Genomic DNA, 23,053 nt, shown 5'->3' on the forward strand with positions numbered 1-23,053 from the left:
AATAAAAAAAGGAGCTGATATAATCAACTCCTTTTGAATAATATTTAGAATCTTTTAAAGATGATTTATCTTCTCACAAGTTTCACATTTGCAGAAAATGTATCACTAGTAATCTTTGCAAAATAGAATCCTGGTGTCATTCCGGATGCATTCCAGTCAAATACAGTTGAGTCTGTATCTAAACCAGATTTTTGATAGACTAGATTACCGGTAATATTAAAAATACTGATATCTACTCGCTCTTGTATTTTTAGATCTTTTAAATTAAATCTAAACACATCAGAAGAAGGATTAGGGAACACTAAAGCACTCGTTTTTCCTTCTAATGTAGCTAAAGGCTCTTTATTAAGTTCTGTGCCAATACCTGCACCAGCATCATCAATTTCTCCATAAATCTGAAACACCTGATCGTAGGGGCCTCTACCAAAAGCAGACGTTACAGGGGTCCAATCTAGTGCTCCTGCACCAAATAAATTACCTGGATCCTTCAGATGAGACTCCTGGCCAATTCCTGCATTTTGAGCAGACCAGAACCATTGTTGCTGTGCCGCACCAAAGGCCAAATTAGCATAAACCGTTATCCAATAAGTTCCACTTTCTATGGTAACCGCTGAAGGAAGTAACAAGTTCATATTAGTATCATTTAGCTCAGAAATCGGTACAATTTCGCCACTATTATATACTTCATCACCAGGAACGCCACCGTTATCAGCATAAATTATCACTGTTGCGCTAGTTAATTCAGGTGAGTTATTTGCGCCTCCAAACGCCAAAATCCTTTCAATAGTCCAGCTATTTCCTTCAGGAATTGTAAAATCGTCTGCTGATTGTACTAAAGCACCAAAATCAAGGAAATTTTGTGATGGTAATGAAGAAACTGCTGCTGCATTTTGCTGGTATATCGCAAACTCAGAAATTGAAACAGTAAATCCTTCAGCAACCTGCTCATTTCCAGAAGTAGCAATTAAACCAATAGTAGCATCACCAAGACTATCAGGAGCAAAAGAGAGTGTGATGGTATTACCGTTTAATGATGCGGTCACCAACTCTGGGTTTGAATTCGTAAACTCTATATCTATAGGATTTCCATTGGACTGTACAAATAAATCGGTAACATCTATTTCGATATCTTCGCTATTCTCAGCCACTAAAAGATCCGGTAATAGATAAGCAACACTTAAAGTGTTTTCTGGTAATTGATTGAAAATAGGAAACCTCGCACTATATAAACCATTACCATGAGCAGAAAGTGCAATAAATCCATCCTTACGAGTCTTTACTTCATCTGTAACAGCATTACCAATTGCAAAAGGTTCTTTTATCCAACGAGTTCCCTCACCATTTAATCGATTTGTATAATACAGACCAGTACTTGTAGCTGCGTATACTTTTTGTAATCTTGATCCAAAAAAACCTTGACTACCTCCTAAAAACGCAGTACTTCTTACAGAAGGTCCGTTTCCGGTTCCATCTGCATTTTCCTCTAAATTACCACTAATATTAGTCCAAGTATCTCCTCCATTTTCGGTAAGGAATAAACTAATAACGCCATAGTTTGAAAAAGTTACTATTACTCTGTCTGCATCTGAAGGATCAACGTTAATATCGTTTACAAATCCAACCGGCAACCCTTTTCCTGTAGTAATATCAATCGCTTCCTGTCCATCAAGATTTGCATTATCCATTCTATACACCTGACCTCCATTGGTACCATAGTACAATCTGTTTGCCACAGGATAATCAGAAACATCTAAAGAAGTAATAGAAGTTCCGGAAGGTGTATCAGAATTAGGAAGATCAACCCAATTGACTGTCGCGAATGCATTTGAGAATAATGGAATCTCATCTAAATTGTTGTTTCTCCAAATTCTATTACCCGCCGGTAAGTACATAATATTGTCATTATTTGGATCTAAAACGAATGGAGCAACAAATGCCAGATTATTAGCCCCTGCAGGTCTAACTCTTGTAAATGATTCAAATTCTCCTGTCTCATTAAAATTAAATCTGTATACATTTCCTCTTTGAGAAGAAACGTATCTAGTTCTGCCTCCATCGGCAATTGCGTTATAAGAACCATCCCCTCCAAAATCTTCTATCCAGGGTGCAGTAGGATCTGTAGAATCAGTAAACCAGGTTCCATTATCTTGAAAACCTGCTACCAAATCATCAGAATTAGCTTCTGGATCGAAAGAAACATGATAAGGCTGAGTGGTTAAGTAGCCATTATTTAACGATGTCCAATCTACAGGCTCTTCTGCAGAAAGAGAAGTAGTTATATCTTCGGTAACCGCTACTCCACCATCACTACCAGACAATACTTTGTTGGGATTCGATGGATAGAAAAGTAACGCATGTTGATCGGGATGCTGACCAGGATAAGTACTTACATTATTGATAGGTGAATATCCACCTATCCAGCTTTCTTGACCCGTAGGTGTAGTAAAACCAGTAGTAGATCTATAAATATTTGTTCCTCCAACGAACATCAAATTTGGATCTGCAGGACTAACCTCAATCACCATATTGTAACCTCCTTGAAGGTTTAAGTTTCCTACTGACCCTCCTATTGTTGTTGGAAGATTTGCACTTAGGTCTGTCCAAGTTTCTTCGGGAGTAGTAGCAGTTGAGTCATATTTTAATAATAAAGCAGTAAGGCCCGGAACACCGATTGCCTCGGTGAAGAAATATACTGTATCTTCATTAGAAGGATCTGCTTCCATTACTGTTCTTCCATACTGCCCTGATAATTCAGATAAAATATTAGGTGAAATTTCTGTCCATGTATCCCCATCTGTAGAAGTGAAATAACCATTATTTGGATCACCCTCAGAATCTAAAGCTGCATAAATTTTACCAGATGGAGTAATCATTACTTCACCCTTACTATCAAATCCTCCACTTAAAACCTCTGTAAAGGTTCTTCCATCATCCTGAGATCTTTGTATTCCAAGAATAGTACCCGCATAGATGTCTCCGTTAGTGGGGTTTATAGCAATAGAATTTATAAGATCCAAAGCACCAAAACCTCTTACATCGTTATCATTGGTGGCTTCGAGAAGTCTAAATGTTCTTCCGCCATTTACTGATTTGTAAATACCCTTACCTTGATAGAATGCTCCACCTGCTCCTGCAGAATTACCAAGACGTTCACCAGAACCATAATACCAGATTCTTTCTTTTCCTGGTCTTGGATCCTGCACAATACACGTAATGCTAGGAGACTGTCTACTGTTAGTCACCTTCCTCCAGGTTTGTCCTCCATCTGTAGAGCGCCATAATCCACCAGACACTCCACCGGCAAGAATGATATTCTCGTTAGTGCGATCAATAGCTAATGCTCTAGTTCGACCACCTACATTAAAAGGACCTCTATTCTTCCAATATGAAAAACGAGCAGCCTTTGATGATTTTGCGGCAGACGCAATAGCTTGTTTTGAATCATTTCCGATAGCAATCTTACTAGAAAATTTAAGCTCTGCCTCTCTTTTAAGAATTTTACCGGTTTTTGGATCTTCGAATCGACCAAACTCCCAATCATATCTATCAATTGCGTTATCACCTACAGCTTGAATATCTGCTGTATTATCATGAAGCTTGGACATTTTATAAGCCTTATGACCTTGATTATGAGCTTTGGCTCCTTTTGAATCTGCTTCTGTTTTAAGTTGTGTAGATTGAGCGTTCACAGAAGTAATGATTCCCATTAGGGAAAACGCCCAAACCAAATGTTTGAGATAAAATAAAAATGTTTTCATTTTTTAAGCTGATTTGTGAGTAATTCGCAAATCTAACTTAAATTTTCGAATTTTTTTCTTAAAATTTAAGGAAATTTAAGAGTTTATCTATGATGCCGTAGTCAGAATATTAATTATTGGAGTGTACAAGTCCAGGTAGTAATGTCATCCATCAGTTAATGATGGAGATAGGATCTAATATTCGCTATAACTTTTAATAATCCAAATCAATACAATATACACAAGGGCCGTATTAAAAAATACACCTATGTTTATAATTTTATTAAGAGACCTCTAAAATTAGGAATTCAACGTTAAAAATTTGTTATTTTTTATTTATTGAAATTTTTGAAAGGCACTCATTTTTGTTCCTCTAAAAAACGAGATCCTCTAATAGAATCGGCGATCGAATTACAAAAATAGATAATCTACACATTTTAAAATCGTTTAATCAATTTGTTTGTAGCGTAAACAATTCACAACTAATTTGTTATCAAACTGTTAAGCTGTGGTTTAACCGTATTACAAGATGATGCTTTTTTAAATAATTTTACAGAAGCCTTAACTTAAAGCCTAAAATTATGTTAAAAACAAATCGTATTTCTCCGTACACTACTGTAAATATTGTACTTAACTATAAGCATCATTTACAATACTCCTTTTAATATCATTATTCCTTTAGATTTTCTTAATTTTTTAACATAAGATTAAAATTTTAACCAAGCTGGTTTTTGGAGTTTCAAAAAATGAAACTGGCACAACTTATTTTTATCGCGTTACTATCAATCACTCTTAAACATTATACTATGAAAAAATTAATCATCATTGCTTTTTTTTATACTCTGTTTCATTCTTCTCACAAGGGTATTTTAAACATCATGAACTTACCATTCCTTCACCGAATACTGCTGAACTAGGAAAGTATGGTTTTATACCAGTAAACAAGTATACGGGAATCCCAAGTATTTCGATTCCTATTTACGAAATGGATTTTGATGGTTTAAAAATCCCTTTAAGTCTTTCTTATCACGCTAGTGGAATCAAGGTTTCCCAAGAATCATCTTGGGTAGGATTAGGATGGTCTCTAACTTCTAATGCAATTATAACCAGGTCCATTAATCAAGTAAGCGATATTGGTTCCCGCAAACGTGTGTCAGCAAACCGTATTGGTGATTATGGTTACGCTTTTGAACAAGAAATTCCAGATACGTATAATAGTGCTTACGAAGAATATTTAGAATCCCATTTTGGTGTTTTAAATATTGACACACAACCAGATATTTTTGTAGCAAACCTTTTTGGAAGGACTGTAAAATTTATACTGACTCAAAAAGATTCAGACCCCTCTCCCATACCTTCTGAAAGAAGAATCAAAGTACAACTATTAGATGAAGGAAATGAAAAGATATGGTATAATGACTATTCAAAAAATTTCACCTTAACAGATGATAGAGGTTTCACTTACTATTTTGACAAAAAAGAATATAGTACTAATGTGTTTAGAGAAAAACCTGATGAATTATTCTACGATGAATACTGTGATGGGTGTCTCCAATTTTCTTTTGAACGCGATGTACATATTATTACTGCATGGTATGTTACAAAAATTATATCCCCACACGGAAAAACATTAGATTTTAATTATTATCTAGATGGTGAAGAGAATAGTTATTTTATTTCCATTAGCCAACCCACACACAATCAAACAAGAACTGATACTCAGTGCTTTGTAGGGCAGAACGATGGTAGTGCAAAATTCGAATCTTTGAATAGCCCTATACAAACAGTACAAGAGATTGTTTATTTGAAAGACATTACTGATCTAAGCAACGGTAATAGAATTGTTTTTAAACTTTCAGATCGAGAAGATCTAATTGATTCTGAAACATGGAACGGAGGCCCTGGCGCTACTTGCAAATTACCTGGATCCGTTTATTCTTGTATTAGTACTGGAACAAAATCCCCTAAAAAACTAAGTGAAATACAAATTATCAATTCAAGAGGAAAAATTAAAAAAAGAGTAAACTTCAATTATAACTACTTTAATAGTGACAAAATCAACGACGTCCGAAAACAAAGTTATTTAAGGTTAAAACTAGATGGTATCAATGTTGATGATCAAGAATATAAATTCGTTTATAATCAACCGAATTCTTTACCAAAAAAGACGTCAAAAGATGTAGACTTCTTTGGGTTTTATAATGGTGCAAATAATCAGTTTATTTAGCCTTCTATAACCGTTAACGATTCATGCTTTAACGGAACACCTTTTACTTATGTAAAGAATGATGCGAAAAGAGGAAGTAACTTCACATATGGTCAAGTTGGTCTATTAAACAAAATAGAATACCCCACCAAAGGGTCTACAGAGTTTTATTATGAAAGCCATACGGCTATCGTTGAACCTTCGCAAATGCCTTATACGCATTCTTTACTTCTGCAAAATAACCTAGAGCCAGGGTATCCACAAGATGCAAATGCATCGGGTACTCTTAAAAATTATAAAATAGGAGGTGCCAGAATTGCTAAAACAATTGAAAAGGATAATAATGGCACTACTATAAAAGCCAAACGCTATAAATATGATGATCTTGCTAGTACTTCCTACCCCAAATCCTACGGAAAATTAATGAATAGGATGATCTACTATGTTATCGGTGATGGTGTTAGTGGTATTACAGGTGCACTATATACAAATGCTATAATTACTTCAAGAAATATGTTGGGAACAGAAAATGCAGCCCAAGGAAATCATATAGGATATTCTAAAGTTGAAGAAATTATAATTAATAAAGATGATACTGATGACATTGGTAGAATTGTTACAACCTTTGAAAATCAACCAAATGAAACAGCAAATAGCTCAGGTTTTATAATTGCAAATTCTCCTCCTTATCATTTTGAAGCAAAAAATGGAAAAGTCCTTGATGAAAAAATTTACAACAAAAATGGTGATATTGTCAACGAAGTATCTTATCAATATAGCTATGATCGAATACCTATTGCAAATGCCTTCAAAATATTTTATATTAATCTTACTACCATAATTGGAGGTCAGCAAGGGTTTTATAACCAAGTAATTAACTACTACCCTTATAATGTTTATAAGACTATTCATCTACAAACAGAAAAGAGAGAGAATAGGTACGAGAACGGTATGCTTATCTCACAAAACTCAAGGTATACTTATAATGAAAAAAACCTGGTAGCTTCTGTTACTAGTAACTCCTCAGAATCTGAGGTGAGTCTTAAAACAGAAAATTATTATCCATTCGATCAAGAGTATGGAGTTTCTTTAGTACCCTTTATGGGAGGTGTCGCCTTTCAAAATAGAATTACCGAACCGGTTTACACCCGACATTATAGAAATAATAACCTTGTAAAACATACACTTATTAGATACGGAGATTATGAAGGAATCTTAATGCCATCATCAATTCAGGAAAACAAAGAAGAATTACCTTTTGATCAAATGGACACTCGAGTCTCATTTGTTAATTATGATGATTATGCCAACCTCTTAGAGATGTCAAGACCAAAATCAGCACCAATTTCTTATGTGTGGGGTTATGACAAACAATACTTAGTAGCTAAAATAGAAAATGCTAGTCGCAACGAAATTGACATTGATTCCATTACCGCTATGGATATTATCAATGATTCTAATACTTCTGACATTACTATGAGTACAGAGTTGGATAAAATACGTCAAAGTCTACCAAATGCCATGGTTAGCACCTACACTTATGATCCACTTGTTGGCGTCACAACTATTACCAATCCTAAAGGATATTCTACTAACTACATATTTGATGATAATGAGCGATTATTAGCCATATCGGATGATCAAGATTTTCTTATTGCACAGAATGATTATCGATACAAGGATCAAACTGATTTTTGCCTAGACTGCGGCTCAACTATTTCATTATCAACCAATAAATACAGTGTTGAGCTTGAAAGCGTTGTTACATTAAATATAACTCTTGCAGGATTTTCTAATGTATTAAAATGGGAGTTAGATTATGGAGATGGTACTATTTTAAAAGGAACAGGGTCTCCTTCATCGAGTTATTCCCATACATATACAGAACTAGGATTGAAAGTGGCTAAATTATTTGTCTATACCGATGAGAATAACTTTACAACTTCAAACACCAATATATTGGTCCAAGAGAAATCAGAACCAGTTCCTCTTCCAGGGGGTGATGTTTACTTTAGCAACATTGTGCCTTCGGGTCCCGGAGCAACCACTGCCAGACTCAATGGTGATCCAGGAGCTGTAGTTACTTATACTGTAAGAACAGGCGGTGCTAATAGCGCACAATCTGGATTGGTATATGTTGGAGATGTAGGAACTTCAGTTTCTTTAAATCAAATCCTTACACGAACTGCAGAAATACCTTCTGGCGGATATTTGGATTGTACTGTACAGCATATATCCTCTGACGGCACATCCCAAGGAGGTACAAATCTAACTTTAGTTAGCACTACAATTGGACAAATAGGATCCCCCTCAAGCGTAGGAGATTCTTTCTCAATTAATTAATTTTTTAAACCGGTTCTATTCAACCTGTAGAATCATTTTTAGGAAATCACTAAAAAATAAATCCGATGAAAAATATACTTATATATATCCTGCTTTTAGGAACCTTTTCGCCCTTATTTTCACAAATTTTACCTCCACCTCCACCTCCACCTCCTTGCTTTTATACAGACTCAGACGGGGATGGTTACGGTGATATTGATTCACAATGTATACAACTTCCTATTCCAACTCCTGGCTATGTTTCGAATAACTCTGATTGTGATGATTCTGATCCAACTATAAATATTGGTGTTAGAAGGTATTATTATGATAACGATGGGGATAGCTTTGGAGACCCCAATAACTTTCTGTGTTTGGCTATGTCTGATCCCAATTTACCCCTGGTAACCAATAATGTGGATTGCGATGATACTAATGCCAATATTACTAATGACACGTGGTATCTAGATGCTGATGGTGATTTCTATAAAGCACCTATTTCTAATAGTGGTGATTTATTTAGTGCTCCAAGTTTTCCTCCAGTAATAGTTATTACTTGTGGCACTAACTCTCCCGGAGCTAATTATATTAATGCGAATGATCCAAGACTATTAGGAATAGATTGTGATGATAACAATCCTTCGATCACTCCGGCTATATGGTATGCTGATACAGATGGAGATGGTCTGGGAGACCCAAATGATCATAGAACATTATGCTTACAGCTCTCTGGATATGTAGACAATGCCTTAGACGAATGTCCTGATTTCTCAAATGTGAACAACGCCTGCCCTGATACGTATACCCCTTTGACCTTAAGCAACGAAAATTATGTGTTGACCAAAGTATATCAAACAGAAGTTTTAAATGATAACCAGATAGACCAAGAGAGTGATGTTATTGAGCAAATCACCTATTTTGATGGATTAGGGAGGCCTAACCAGCAAATAGGTATAAAAGCTTCTCCTGATAAAAAGGATATTGTAGCTTATATCAAATATGACAATTATAACAGGAAAGAATTAGAGTATCTTCCTTTTGAATCCCAAGTATCGGTAGGGAGTTATAAAACTATTAATGTTACTAATGATATTAATAGTTATTATAAAAATAGATACCCTGATGATTTTGCCAGTGTGCTTACAGCCGATGTTAACGCATATTCAGAAAGTATATATGAAAGTTCTCCTCTAAGCCGGATAACAGAGTTAGGAGCTCCTGGTAAAGATTGGAAGGCAAAGCCATCAAGCAACGCAGGTCACACTATTAAATTCGCTTGGGATGTAAATAATGATAATGATGTGTTTTATTTTAAAGTGGATTTTGTCAATGGAAATACAGAATCCCCGACTCTAGTCAAAGTTGGTTATTTCAGTCCCAATAAATTGCATGTAACCATTACCAAAGATGAAAACTGGGTAGAAGGAGATGGTAATAATCATACCACCAAAGAATATAAAAATAAATTAAATCAAGTAGTTTTAAAACGAACCTATGCTTCGACAAGCTCAGCAGGCCCTATTGAGCATGACACCTATTATGTTTATGATGATTTTGGTAATCTTACTTTCGTTCTATCTCCAAAAATAGATGCTACGGATGGAGTAAGCCAAACTGAGCTAGATGAACTATGTTATCAATACCGCTATGATTATAGAAATCGCTTGATTGAGAAAAAAATAGCAGGAAAAGGTGATGCCACTGCTTTTGAGTCTATAGTCTATAATGTACTTGATCAACCAATATTAACCCAAGATCCAAAACAAAAGGCAGATAATGAATGGTTATTTACAGTATATGATCCCTTTGGAAGAGTTGCCTATACCGGACTTGATAGTGGAAACACAAGTAACAGGGCAACACTACAAACTCAGGCCAATGCAGCAATTAATCAATACGTTACCAAAACCGAAACCTGGAACACTTATGCTGGCACTCCAGTCTATTATACCAATGACGCATTTCCCAATAGCTTTGATAAAGTGTACACTATTAACTATTATGATAACTACACCTTTGATCATAATGTTCCTAATCCCATAACCTCATTAGGGCAAACAATTGATATCAATGCTAAAGGACTGGCAACGGGAAACAAAGTAAGAGTATTAGGTACCAATGACTGGATTACAACGGTAACGTATTATGATCAAAAAAGTAGGCCTATTTATATCCACACCACCAACGAGTACCTCAATACTATAGATATTGTAGAAACCAAGTTCGATTTTGCAGGAAAAGTGTTAGAGATTAAGACCACCCATACCAAGGACAACAATCCTGCTATCGTGACTGTTGATACTTTTGAATATGATCATGTGAATAGGCTCAAAAAGCAAACCCAAACCATTAATAATCAAACTCCCGAAATTCTTATATCGAATACGTATGATCCTTTGGGACAACTCATTATTAAGAAAGTGGGTCATGGAACAACGCTACCCAGTGGTAACGTTGGCTTACAAAACGTTGATTACACCTATAACGTTCGTGGTTGGTTAAAACAGATCAATAATCCTGTTGCTTTGGGAGATGACCTTTTTGGCTTTAAGATGACCTATAATGATATTGTTGACACGTCTAAGAAGCTATTTAACGGAAACATTAGCCAAACCTACTGGCGAACAGCCAATACAGATAATTCATTAAAACATTATTCCTATACCTATGATGCTTTGAACAGAATTACTGATGCTATAGATAATACCACCAATTATCAAGTATCTGGTATTACTTACGACAAAGTTGGAAACATCTTGTCCCTTTCTAGAAACGGTTTCCAGAACACAACAGTATATACCGATATGGATAATTTGGCGTACAATTACAATGCAGGAAACAAATTGTTGGAAGTATCAGATACCGGAAACAATGCATACGGTTTTAAAGATGGCACTAATACCAATGATGATTTTTCTTATGACGAAAACGGAAATATGATCTTAGATCAAAATAAAGGCATCACTAATATTACTTATAACTATCTAAATTTGCCGGAAACAGTTTCTATAAGTAACAGTGAGGGAACCGGAAATATTAACTATATTTATGATGCCACTGGTACAAAGCTTAAAAAGATCGTAACAGAGGGGAGTTCTTTAACAACAGAGTATGCAGGTAAGTACGTTTATAAGAATAACCAATTACAGTATATGGCTACGCCCGAAGGATATGCAACACCAGAAGGTGGTTTATATCGATATGTGTACCAGTATAAAGACCACCTTGGCAATACGCGTTTAAGTTATACCAAAAATGACGCAGGTACTCTTGAGATTATAGAGGAAAGTAATTACTATCCTTTTGGATTACAACATAAAGGCTATAATAGCGCTGTATCTTCTTTAGGAAACTCTACTGCGCAATTATTAAAGTTTGGAGGAAAAGAAGAACAAAATGAGCTTGGTTTAGAATGGTTAGACTTTGGAGCACGTAATTATAACCCTGCTGTAGGTCGGTGGTTTAATGTTGATAATATGAGTGAAGATTATGCCGAGTGGAGTCCGTATAATTATACTCTTAATAATCCAATCTACTTTATAGATCCTGACGGGAATGCTGTTAATGATTTATGGTCTTTTAATACAGATACAAACCAATTGGAATGGGTTGATGATACTGGAGGAGCTGATGTTCAGATTGTTCAAGTGACTAATAATGAAGGCGATGATTTAGGAAGTGGTGCAGTAGCTGGTAGTGAAGTTCATGTTGCTCAATTAGAAAATAGTGTCTTTATATCGAGTTATGATGCAACATCAGATATTCCTGATGGGTATAATTCTAACTCTGGATATAGTTATACAGGATTAGACTTAAAAAAGAGGCATCAACTGAAAGAATTAGGCGGTGTTTTGTGGGGTCAAGTCAGAGAAGCTGAAACTAATGGAGATGCTATTCCTGTTCATAGTAAAACTGCTTATGATGCATATGTTAATAAATGGGGTACCAACTCTGCATTTTGGTTTGGTGCTGAGCATTATTTTATGCCTGAAGGAGGAGCTAGAGGAGTAGCGCAAAGAGGTTATAATGCATTAAGAAAACAAGGGCGTTCTTTAGATAATACCCTAGCAGCATCTAAATCTTCTACAAGAAATGCTCTAAGAAATTCCAGTAAAACAGCATATAGATCTATTTCTGGTAAAACTACATCTAACTCAGGTTCGATAAGTAAGTCTGCTTCTGGAGGTAGTAGTCAAACATCAGCAAGTAGAGTAAAGAATTCTTGGAATGCATTTTTAAGTGCTAATAAGGGCAAATACTCCGGTCAAAATTGGGTTAAAAAAGCTTCGCAAGATTACAGGGCGTTAAAGAGTAGTACCCAACAGTAACAATATTTTATATTTAGGATAGAAGGATGTTTAGAAATAAGCATCCTTTTTTTATTGAAAGGTTATATAGTCAAGTAGAATAACCTTTACTGTTTTATTGTTGTTTTTAGCAGGATTCCATTTAGGCATAATATTCACTAATCTTTCTATCTCTTTGTTGTGATCATCATCAACTGATTTAATAATTTTGAAATCATAAACATTGCCTTTCTCATCAATATATAAATTAAAGTAAGTCGACTTGTCTGGAACTTGAAAATGATTGACTTTAAACGTAGAGTTATTTTTATAGAATTTGAATAGTTCAGAATCTCCACCTATAAATGTTGCTTTTTGATCTACCTTATTATTATTGTATGTTTTGTCTTTAGAGGTAGATTTTTTTAAAAAGATCTCTTGCTCTTGTTGAACCTGAGAATTACCCACAAAGTAGAACATTATACACATCACAATCAAAAGACTTATCTTTTGCATAGAACAAATTATTTTCTAAATTTATTAAACATCCTAATCCTCTTTTTTTCTTCTAATAACCAACCGAAATAAATAATTCCTGGAATTGATACTCCTACTGGCAATAAAAACATAGAATAAACTCCGCCTTTATCAATATACTGTAATAAAAATTTTGCTATTACAACTGTGCCAACAACCATACCAATTAGCAAGATTAAATTTAAAATACCGTTTTCTGCATTTACATCATTTACACCATACCCATAAGTTTTTGAACAGTATTTACATTTAACATTAATTACCTCCCCTTTTTCTTTAGATAATTCTACTCTATCAGAGGCATAACTACTAATCTTGTTAGGTTTTGAACAGGATCTACAGTAAACTCTTAAAATCATTTATGCGATAGATTTAAGTTTTACATTTTTGATAAGAGCATCAAGAGTATATAGGATATGCTCTTTATCGTTATCATCCATTTGCTGTACTTCGATGACTCTTTTAAGGAGTTGGTGGTCTACTTCTACAGCTACTTTACCTATTAAGAAATCCAAACTTACCTCTAGCACATCTGCAATTTTAGAAGCAACCTCAATAGATGGTTTTACTTCATCGCGTTCATAACGACCAATAATGTCTCCTGAGGTACCTACTTTTTTACCCAAATCATTTTGCGAAAGCTTTTTTTGCTTACGTAGCTTCGTTATTTGTTCACCTAAAGTCATACTTAAAAGTCGTTAAAATGCTATATATAATAAGGTTTTAGCAAATATAGGTGATATAAATATCATAACAAAGGTGTATAAGTCTTGTTTAAATCTGATAAATAGTTTAGTTTTGTGATATATATATCAGAAAAAATATTTTTTAATGATGTTAGATACCACCAACCCGCACAACTATAGTTACATCACCAACGATTTAGAAATCCACATTTTGGGTGGTATCAAGTTCAATAATCTAGAGCGTATGCGAGTAACGATGAGCATTAAAAAAATAAAACAACACAATGTGTTGCGCCATAGTATCGATCTGTATAATGATAATATGGTCGAGAAGTTCGTAAGAAAAATCGCAGAGCGTATCGAGATCGGGACGAGTATAGTACGTGAGACCTTACAAAACCTCACTAGTGAGTTAGAACAATACCGTATAGAAGAACTAGAACGAGAGAAGGAGGCTAACCAAATCCCAATCGAAGAATTATCTACGAAGGAAAAACAAGCAGCGATTACCTTTTTAAAATCAAAAGACTTATTAAAAAAGACCAATGAACTCATTGGTAAATCGGGAGTCATAGGCGAAGAAACCAACCGATTATTAATGTACCTGATCTTTACCTCTAGAAAGACCAACAATCCATTACATTGTATCAGCTTGGGTAGTAGTGGCGTTGGTAAAACACACCTGCAATCCAAAGTAGCAGAGTTAATCCCTGATGAAGATAAAGTAGAAATTACGGTACTGTCTGCCAATGCTTTTTACTACTTCAACCGTACAGAATTACGAAATAAACTCATACTCATAGAAGATCTAGACGGAGCAGAATCTGTACTCTACCCATTACGTGAATTACAAAGCAAAAAACGAATTACCAAAACGGTGGTTCATAAAGATCGAAAAGGAACAACCAAAACCATACACCTAACCGTAGAAGGTCCGGTAAGTGTTGCAGGTTGCACTACCCAAGAGTCAGTATACGAAGATAATAGCAATAGAAGCTTTTTATTATATATCGATGAATCAGAGGAACAAGACAAAAAGATTATGCACTACCAGCGCGCCGAGTCGGCGGGACAGGTAAGCAAGCATGAAGAATGTATAGCCGCTAGATTTTTACGAGATGTACAGAGAACTTTACATCCTATTGCAGTTCGTAACCCTTACGCAATGAGGCTTAGCCTCCCACAAAGTGTATTTAAACCAAGAAGGACAAACTCACATTATTTACAATTTATAGAAGCGATTACCTTTTACTGCCAGTGGCAGAGACAGAAGAAGTATGATAAGCAGACAGGAGAGGAATATATCGAAACCACGATTGAAGATATTAAAGCGGCTAACCAATTAATCATCGAGGTTTTACTACGTAAAAGCGATGAAATCACAGGAGCTTGCCGTAATTATTTAGAAGAACTAAAAAAGTATTTACAAGTCAATAACCAAACTACTTTTACTGCCTTAGAAATCCGAAGGAGGCTAAAAGTTAAGAAAACTACCCAGTGGCGGTATCACAAACAACTTATAGAAAGCTATTACATAAAGAAAATACGTAAGAAAAAAGGGGAAACGATAGTACGATACGAAATTACTAACCCTAATGAATACAAAGAGTTAGAGGAAGCAATTACTAAAGCATTACAAGAATGTATTATAAAAATAAATAGTCTATCGGACTCCGATCGTTCCGGCGTTCCGACATGTTCCACTAGTAAAATGGAACAAACAACTATATAGATGACAGTTAGTTACATAGCTGTTCCATAAAATCACAAAAAACACATACCGATGAAAAAATTAAAGCTACAAAATGATAGCTATAAGATGTTATTATCTGATTTTGAAGAATGGTTAGATATTTTAGGGTATAACCAAAAGACGGTATACTATACACCGATCTTTATCAGAGAGTTCTTCCATTGGTTAGAAAGTTATGATATCCAACGATTAGAAAAGATTACCCTTGATACAGTCAAAGCCTATTACAAATACTTAGGGGAACGCAGTAACCAACGAACAAGCGGGGCTTTAAGCAAAGCTTATCTAAATAAACATCAAAATGCGTTAAGAAAGTTCAGGGAGTATTTACAAAAACAAGGAGCCAGAACCTTTAAAGTACATCTTCGGTTAGAAAAGAGAGAAAGTACCATCAAAGATATCCTTACTCAATCAGAGGTTAAACAGCTTTTTGAAGTGACTAGTTACAGTAGCAAGCAAAGTCATACTCGATTACGAGATAAAGTTATCCTTGTCATACTGTACAGTTGTGGCTTACGAAGATCAGAAGCGGTTAGTTTAAATGTTGGCGATATCCTTTTTGATGCAGGGCGTGTGTTTGTACAGCAAGGCAAGAATTACAAAGAACGATATGTACCGATCAATAAATACAGCTTACGAATCTTAGAGGATTACATTTTTGAGGCACGACCGATGTACAATGATACATACAGAGAAGAAGCGTTGCTGATCAACAGATACGGAAACCGTATGCATGGCCAAGACCTAGAAAGACGATTACAACGTTTACTAACCCTTGTCGACGATGAAACCTTAAGAGAAAAACATATTACACCGCATTGCCTTAGACATAGCATAGCTACTCACTTACTACAACAAGGAATGAAGATCGAAGACATACAACAATTTTTAGGACATGGCTCCTTAAAATCAACACAAATCTATACCCACTTACTTGAATTATTATGAAAGATTATTACACCTACCTTGAAGAATTACAACATAGCGAAAGAACCATTAAAACCAATGTTTACAATGTAGATAAACTCAAACAATGGTGTAAATCCAAACGTACGAACCCTGAAGAACTAACGTACAGGCAATTACTCAACTACATCACTCATTTAAAAACCACCAACAAACCTGAAACCATTAACAGGCATATCTGGGCAATCAAACATTATTGCAACTATTTAATCGAACAAGGCTATCGAACAGAGAATATTGCAGATGATCTAAAGGTACGAGGAGAACGTAAAAAAGTCTTCCATAACCTACTTATTAGCGATGAGTTGGAAGATTTGTTTTATAGCTATGAAACTGATAAGATATGGAAGGATAATTTTTATTATCGAGCTACTGCAAAACGTAACAAAGTTATAGTAGGATTATTGGTTTATCAGGGCTTACTAAGTAACAACTTCAAATCCTTAGCATTAGAACATATAGACTTACGAAAAGGAACGGTTTACATACCTAGTACAAGAAGAAATGCATACAGAACACTAGAATTAAAACCTTGGCAAATCATAGAACTCAAAGAATACATCGAAGATGTACGTCCCATCATACAGGATCATATACATACGTATGATGAAAAGCTGTTCCCAATAAATACATCACAGTTCAGTATGATCTTACACCCGATCTTAAAAAAGCTAAAAACCTATAATCAGAAGGTTACTAATAATACCCATATCAGAACAAGTGTTATTGTAAACTGGTTAAGCCAATACAACATCAGAAAAGTACAACAAATGGCAGGTCACAGATATATTAGCTCTACAGAATCCTACAAACAGGATAACTTAGAAAGTCTGCATGAAGCTATTAATCAGTTCCATCCATTAGGGTGAAAATATGTACCTCTAAAAATCAAAATGTAAAAATATTACTATATTAAACTATCTTTGTTATGAATGTAAAAATGAGAATTATGGACTTACAGGCAGATCTTAAATGGATATTGGAGGAGTTGAAAGATGTAAAAGATCCCACACTTATTGAAGCCTTTAAAAATATGCTACAATATAGAAGAGAAGCTATAAAATCAGCGTATCACATATCAGATGATCATAAAAAAATCTTAGATCAACGTTTAGCAGATCACAAAGCAAATCCTAAAAGTGGTAGAAGTTGGAAAGAAGTGAAATCTGATCTACAGGCAAAACATGGGCTATAAACTGATTATTAAACCAGGAGCAGAACTGGATATAGCAGATGCCCTTGATTGGTATGCAGAAAACACAGAGCTATCACTAGATTTACTTACTGAAATAGATGAAGTTCTAAGCAGAATAGAAACAGATCCCGACAACTTCCAGAAACGATACAAAGACATCAGAATTGTATTTACAGATCGCTTCCGTTATGGAGTTCATTATACGGTAGAAGATAAAACAGTGTATGTACACGCAGTGTTACATACGAGTAGAAAACCAAGAGGATAAAGCTTCGCTGCTCCTTACAGTCGCAGCTCGCTAGAAATATAAATCCTAGATCGGAAGGTCTGGGATTTTTTAATTAAACGTCAGTTATAAATCGAAAATTACGGGCTGATCAAAGGTGTTCACTCCGCCCTACACTAGGCACAGCCCCCGGACGTCACCGGGATGCTGCGCTGCCAACGCTTCTGCTACGTTCACCCGTGGCTACTCTGTCTTGTTCCTACGTCACAATCCACCGCCACTTCATGGGCTACGCCGCTAAGTCGCTCGTTATATGATTTTTTGTGAAAGTTTATATTGTTGAATTAAGGTCACAAAAAATCATCTGGCGCACAGTCGCCCTGTCGGGACTTCCTCTGTGCGTCACTCGCTCCACTCCGCTAGGCTACGCTTGTTTAGCGTTCGCCACGCAGGCAACTCAATCGCCGTATGGCTAGCATTTAGATTAAAGCGGAAGGTCAGCAGCAACTGCCGTTGCGCACTTCAACTTTAATCTAAATGTTTGTTTAATAAATTTATTGTAAAAAGCAAAAAGCTTAAAGTAGAATTAAGCTTTTTGCATGTTTAAAATTAAACTTTTATTTTTACTGAAAGCTTCAGCCTTAGAGGGTTGGGGCTTTTTTATTATAACTTTTAACCAATTAAATATGATTTTTATAAAAGAAATAAAAGTAAAGTTCCCTAAATGGAAATGGTGGCAATATGGCTTAATCATAGTGATGATAATTTTAGCAATTACGAAACCAAGTAGTGTTATAGATATTTTAGTAAAAAGCGGAATGCCTTGGCTTTAAGTGGCTGGACTTCCGATTTTTATTAAAATACTAGCCTTAATGGCGATTGAATGACCCCACAACGCTAGGGAAGCGTTCTACGACACAATTATACCTCTATAATATTATAATATTGTTTCCAAAAAACGTGTCTTAAAGCCCAAATCTTCAAGTATAGCAGTCGGTGTGCGGCTATTTTACATAGTTGCGTTATAGACCCTGACGAGAGGAAGAGCGGCTATAACTACCAATTATGTAAACATAGCTTTGGTGGTAGCGGTGGCAATAGAAGTATTTAGTACTTTTGCTTCAGTTGAGAGATGATGACAGAGAAGAACGTTCTTAATTTTTGCTTCGTAGCAGCAGGCCGCTAAAAAAAAGGGTACAGAATTTATTTTTTTGCGTAACTGAATACACTGGAAATTATGTGTACAAAAATGGACAATTAGAGTTCTTTAATCATGCCGAAGGGTATGTAGAACCTGTCATTGCGAGCGGTAGCGCGGTAATCTCATCATTTGACTATATCTACCAATACAAAGATCATTTAGGAAATATTAGACTATCCTACAAAGACATTAATAGTGATGGTACTATAAGTCAAAATGAGATTGTACAGGAAAATAATTATTATCCATTTGGATTAACGCACCAGGGGTATAATAATTCGATAACTGGACGCGAACATCCATATGGATATAATGGTAAAGAAGAAAATGAAGAGCTTGGTTTAGACTGGCACGACTTCGGGTTTAGAAATTATGATGCTTCATTAGGACGTTGGATGAATATTGACCCATTGGCAGATGATTACTATAATATAAGCCCATATACATACACGGCTAATAATCCTATATATTTTATTGACCCTGATGGTAAGAGAATTGATATAAGTTATACGTATCAAAAAGATGATGATGGGAATGATGTATTAGATGACGATGGCAATAGAATAAAAACAGGTGTAAATATTAACATTACAGGTAAGTTGATTAATTTTTCTGATAATGATGTAGACTTAGTTGGAGCGTTAACCGATATTGTTAGTGAAATCGAAGAATCTTTTAGCGGCGAGTATGCAGGTTTAGAGGTAAGTACAACAGCTAATATTAGTGTAGCTGATTCTATGGAAGATGTTGCTGAAGACGACCACCTTTTTGTTTTAGCAGAACCAGGCAGTAAAAATAAAGGTAATATCTCAGGCGCAGCTAACAACTTCGGAGGTAAAGTAGCTTTTCTGGATGCAGACTATTTTACAGGGTGGTATGACACTAATTTTGGGAATACAGGAGAAAGAACAGCTGCCCACGAATTTGGACATCTCTTTAATTTAAGACATACGGAGACAGGTTTAATGCGCTCAGGTGGTAGTGGTACTTCCGTAAGTAGTTCTCAGTTTGGGTCAATAATAAGAGATTATGTGAAAGGTAATTTAAATCAAGGTTCAAACTATGATGCAAATGGACTTCCAAATCAAGGTGTTTTATTTGGAAAAGGAATATTTAATACGACGAATACTCAAGGGCGAAATAAAAAACTGAATAAAGCAGACTTCTTCAAGAAGATGTTACAAAATTAACAGGCTTATGAGAAAGAAGATTTTATATATAGCGCTACTTTTAATTTTAGCATTGATAGTTTATGAAGCATATCTCTTTATAACATCAGAAGGCAATACATATTTGGTGGTTAGTGGTCAAAATAGAAGTAATTATGGAAAAGCTGTATTGTATATTAATGATGTTAAGAAAGACACTGTTAACTTAAATGACCATTTTGCACATATCGGAGAATACACTCTCTCTTTTGGCAGAAATAAACTAAGATTAGAAGGTGTTAACTCATCAGTTGATTATGAAACAGATATAATTTTTATAGGATTATACAACTGGCAACTAATAGAATTTACAGAGCAAGGGTTTTTAAAAGATACTTTTTATCTGTCGCCGAGATTTGAATAGAAAAAAAGAGTGTATAAATGAGGCTGTCTAAAAAGGCAGCTTCTTTTTTTTTGATAAGATTTGTGATGTTTGTATTTTTAGGTATGAAACGCACACAAGTCTGGAAGATCAACCATCAGGGTCAATTAAGTTTACTTCCTCCTAATTATGATGATCTAGTTCCTGTCAACCATCCGGTTCGAATTGTCAATACGATTTTGGATCGCATAGATTTAAGTAGTTTGGAGGCTAGTTATAAAGGAGGTGGCACTTCGAGTTATCATCCCAAGGTTTTATTGAAGATCTTAGTCTATGCTTACTTACGTAATTTGTATTCTTCCCGTAAGATAGAACAATCTTTATCAGAGAACATTCATTTTATGTGGTTATCCGGAGGTCTTACACCGGATCATGATACGATCAGCAACTTTCGTTCGGGTAAATTGAAAGGCAAGTTCAAAAAGATCTTCAATCAAGTGGTACTTCTTTTAGCAGACCAGGGATATTTGAACCTTAAGGATATTTATGTAGATGGCACCAAGATCGAGGCCAATGCTAATCGCTACACCTTTGTTTGGGGTAAGAGTATCAAGACCTCAAGAGATCACATAAAAAAACAACTGAAGGAGCTTTGGCGTTATGTAGAGATGATCTATGCAGAAGAGGAACAACGTCCAAATGAGCCTGATAATTTTGATGCGATTGATCCCCTGCTCAGGTATAGTATGTTGCTACTGCAAGTTTGCAACTTGTGGCGGTAAGAGTAAGAAATAAAAGGTAAGAAACGGTTACAGCAATGTGGCCGTTTTTTATACGATGGATTCAAGCTTTACCCACTATGTCCTAGACTAGTCGCTGGCAAGAATAAGAAAGCATGCTCTCTGAATGCCTTTAATTTCGCAGCGATAGCAGGGAGCAAATAAGTAAATTGATAAAACTGCAATACAATGTAAAACTTGTATTGCAGTTTTTTATGAAATGATATAAGTATAGCTTGATAATAATTCCGCGAAGTCAGGACAATTTACAGAGCATAAAAAAGGTAGTATCCAATATACTGTGTAAACAGAATTTAGGCGGGTTTTAAAACCCGCCTAAATTTTTTGTTTAATTTTAATAACACAGTTTACTATGGAAGATTTTAAGAAACAGTTTTTAGAAAGTGGTGCTTTAGATGGTATCAAAACACAAGAAGAATTATCAGCATTACTTAATGAACTTCATACAGCGGCTTTAGAAGCGATGCTCCACGGAGAGATGGACGCACATTTAGGGTATCCCAAGAATGCCAAGAACGATTCTACCAATGCCCGTAATGGGAGTAGTTCAAAAACTTTGAAGAGCCAATATGGAAAGACTCAAGTAAAAGTACCTCGTGATCGACAGGGCAGTTTTGATCCTATCGTAGTTCCAAAGGGTCAAAGTACTGCCTCTCCTATTGAAAAAATAGTCATATCGCTCTATGCCAAAGGGATGAGTGTTTCTGACATAGAAGAAGAACTCTTTGAGATTTATGGATATAAGCTCTCTACCTCTGCTATATCGATTATCACTAACCGGGTTCATCAAGAAGTTGTTGATTGGCAAAACAGGCCTTTGGAAGCGGTCTATTGTGTGGTTTGGATGGATGGTATCGTTTTTAAGGTTCGACAGGCAGGAAAGGTGATCAATAAGACCATTTATTTGGCTGTAGGCCTTAACAAAGAAGGTTATAAGGAGTTATTAGGGATGTGGCTTGGAGAGAATGAATCAGCCGCTTTTTGGTAAGGGGTGCTTACTGATTTAAAAGCCCGGGGTGTAAATGACATTTTGGTAACTGTTACGGATAATCTTAATGGATTTACACAATCGATCAAAAATGTGTTCCCACAAGCAGATACCCAAATCTGTGTAGTCCACCAGATCCGTAACAGCGCTCGATACGTAGTATGGAAAGACAAAAAAGCTTTTACCGCTGATATGAAGCATATCTACAATGCTCCTAACAAAGAAATGGCAGCACAAGAACTAGAACGTTTTGCTGATACATGGAATACAAAGTATCCCTATGCAGTACAGTCCTGGAAGAATAACTGGGAAGAACTTACGGTGTTTTTTGACTTCCCCTTGGAAATCAGAAAGATTATCTATACTACCAACCTAATAGAAAATCTCAATGGAAAAATTAGAAAATACACCAAAAATAAAATGGCTTTCCCAACAGATGATGCGCTTAAAAAATCAGTGTATTTATCGCTGATGCAGATTACTAAAAAGTGGACACAACCAATACATAATTGGGGGTTGATCCTTAATCAGTTCTTAACTATATTTGAAAAAAGGGTTCAACTTTAATAAAAGTCAAACCCGTCTGTATTCATTTACACAAAATCTTGGACAGTGTCATA

The 23,053-nt window shown here is 35.5% G+C and carries 16 protein-coding genes and 1 pseudogene; 13 read left to right on the forward strand and 4 right to left on the reverse strand.

Annotated features, from left to right (window positions below):
- Positions 1-65 precede the first annotated feature (65 nt).
- On the reverse strand, positions 66-3,758 hold the full coding sequence (locus tag ACFSJT_RS05075; protein WP_378319134.1) for a T9SS type A sorting domain-containing protein: 3,693 nt from the start codon (positions 3,756-3,758) through the stop codon (positions 66-68).
- A gap of 964 nt (positions 3,759-4,722) precedes the next feature.
- Here ACFSJT_RS05075 and ACFSJT_RS05080 point away from each other — a divergent pair.
- The 3 genes from ACFSJT_RS05080 to ACFSJT_RS05090 all read left to right on the forward strand — a co-directional run bounded on the left by ACFSJT_RS05080 (position 4,723) and on the right by ACFSJT_RS05090 (position 12,593).
- Entirely contained in the window at positions 4,723-5,964 is a 1,242-nt protein-coding gene (locus ACFSJT_RS05080; RefSeq protein WP_378319135.1) for a hypothetical protein, read from the forward strand.
- 186 nt (positions 5,965-6,150) lie between these two features.
- Positions 6,151-8,286, forward strand: coding sequence for a hypothetical protein (locus tag ACFSJT_RS05085; RefSeq protein WP_378319136.1), 2,136 nt, complete (start codon positions 6,151-6,153; stop codon positions 8,284-8,286).
- Positions 8,287-8,351: 65 nt separating this feature from the next.
- On the forward strand, positions 8,352-12,593 hold the full coding sequence (locus ACFSJT_RS05090; RefSeq protein WP_378319137.1) for a DUF6443 domain-containing protein: 4,242 nt from the start codon (positions 8,352-8,354) through the stop codon (positions 12,591-12,593).
- A 51-nt stretch (positions 12,594-12,644) separates the two neighbouring features.
- Here the strand turns inward: ACFSJT_RS05090 and ACFSJT_RS05095 are convergent, their stop codons facing one another.
- The 3 genes from ACFSJT_RS05095 to ACFSJT_RS05105 are packed head-to-tail and all read right to left on the reverse strand — an operon-like array spanning position 12,645 to position 13,774.
- Positions 12,645-13,067 carry an energy transducer TonB gene (locus ACFSJT_RS05095; protein WP_378319138.1) on the reverse strand — a complete coding sequence of 141 codons (423 nt, stop codon included), beginning with the start codon at positions 13,065-13,067 and terminating at the stop codon, positions 12,645-12,647.
- A gap of 8 nt (positions 13,068-13,075) precedes the next feature.
- Entirely contained in the window at positions 13,076-13,447 is a 372-nt protein-coding gene (locus ACFSJT_RS05100) for a hypothetical protein (RefSeq protein WP_378319139.1), read from the reverse strand.
- A complete protein-coding gene (locus ACFSJT_RS05105) occupies positions 13,448-13,774 on the reverse strand; it encodes a helix-turn-helix domain-containing protein (protein WP_378319140.1) in 327 nt (108 codons plus the stop codon).
- A 145-nt stretch (positions 13,775-13,919) separates the two neighbouring features.
- Here ACFSJT_RS05105 and ACFSJT_RS05110 point away from each other — a divergent pair, with 145 nt between their 5' ends.
- The 10 genes and pseudogenes from ACFSJT_RS05110 to ACFSJT_RS05155 all read left to right on the forward strand — a co-directional run bounded on the left by ACFSJT_RS05110 (position 13,920) and on the right by ACFSJT_RS05155 (position 23,000).
- Positions 13,920-15,506 (forward strand): hypothetical protein, encoded by a 1,587-nt coding sequence (locus ACFSJT_RS05110; protein ID WP_378319141.1) that lies wholly within the window; start codon positions 13,920-13,922, stop codon positions 15,504-15,506.
- A 51-nt stretch (positions 15,507-15,557) separates the two neighbouring features.
- Positions 15,558-16,475: a tyrosine-type recombinase/integrase gene (locus ACFSJT_RS05115; protein ID WP_378319142.1), complete on the forward strand. Its 918-nt coding sequence runs from the start codon at positions 15,558-15,560 to the stop codon at positions 16,473-16,475.
- The gene (locus tag ACFSJT_RS05120; RefSeq protein WP_378319143.1) at positions 16,472-17,362 is read left to right on the forward strand and encodes a tyrosine-type recombinase/integrase; all 891 of its coding nucleotides are present in this window, start codon (positions 16,472-16,474) and stop codon (positions 17,360-17,362) included. Before ACFSJT_RS05115 ends, ACFSJT_RS05120 begins: the two co-directional genes overlap by 4 nt.
- Positions 17,363-17,421: 59 nt before the next feature.
- Positions 17,422-17,688 (forward strand): addiction module protein, encoded by a 267-nt coding sequence (locus tag ACFSJT_RS05125; RefSeq protein WP_378319144.1) that lies wholly within the window; start codon positions 17,422-17,424, stop codon positions 17,686-17,688.
- On the forward strand, positions 17,678-17,956 hold the full coding sequence (locus ACFSJT_RS05130; RefSeq protein ID WP_378319145.1) for a type II toxin-antitoxin system RelE/ParE family toxin: 279 nt from the start codon (positions 17,678-17,680) through the stop codon (positions 17,954-17,956). The genes ACFSJT_RS05125 and ACFSJT_RS05130 overlap by 11 nt, the downstream gene beginning before the upstream one ends.
- Positions 17,957-18,513: 557 nt before the next feature.
- Positions 18,514-18,747: a hypothetical protein gene (locus ACFSJT_RS05135; protein ID WP_378319146.1), complete on the forward strand. Its 234-nt coding sequence runs from the start codon at positions 18,514-18,516 to the stop codon at positions 18,745-18,747.
- 406 nt (positions 18,748-19,153) lie between these two features.
- Positions 19,154-20,305: an RHS repeat domain-containing protein gene (locus ACFSJT_RS05140; RefSeq protein ID WP_378319147.1), complete on the forward strand. Its 1,152-nt coding sequence runs from the start codon at positions 19,154-19,156 to the stop codon at positions 20,303-20,305.
- A gap of 7 nt (positions 20,306-20,312) precedes the next feature.
- On the forward strand, positions 20,313-20,687 hold the full coding sequence (locus ACFSJT_RS05145) for a hypothetical protein (protein ID WP_378319148.1): 375 nt from the start codon (positions 20,313-20,315) through the stop codon (positions 20,685-20,687).
- 83 nt (positions 20,688-20,770) lie between these two features.
- Positions 20,771-21,427, forward strand: coding sequence for a transposase (locus ACFSJT_RS05150; RefSeq protein ID WP_378319149.1), 657 nt, complete (start codon positions 20,771-20,773; stop codon positions 21,425-21,427).
- Between the two features lie 370 nt (positions 21,428-21,797).
- Positions 21,798-23,000 (forward strand): annotated as a pseudogene (locus ACFSJT_RS05155) (IS256 family transposase).
- Positions 23,001-23,053: the final 53 nt, after the last annotated feature.

Origin of the sequence: Aquimarina celericrescens, assembly GCF_042682765.1 — a bacterium.
GTDB classification, from domain to species: domain Bacteria; phylum Bacteroidota; class Bacteroidia; order Flavobacteriales; family Flavobacteriaceae; genus Aquimarina; species Aquimarina celericrescens.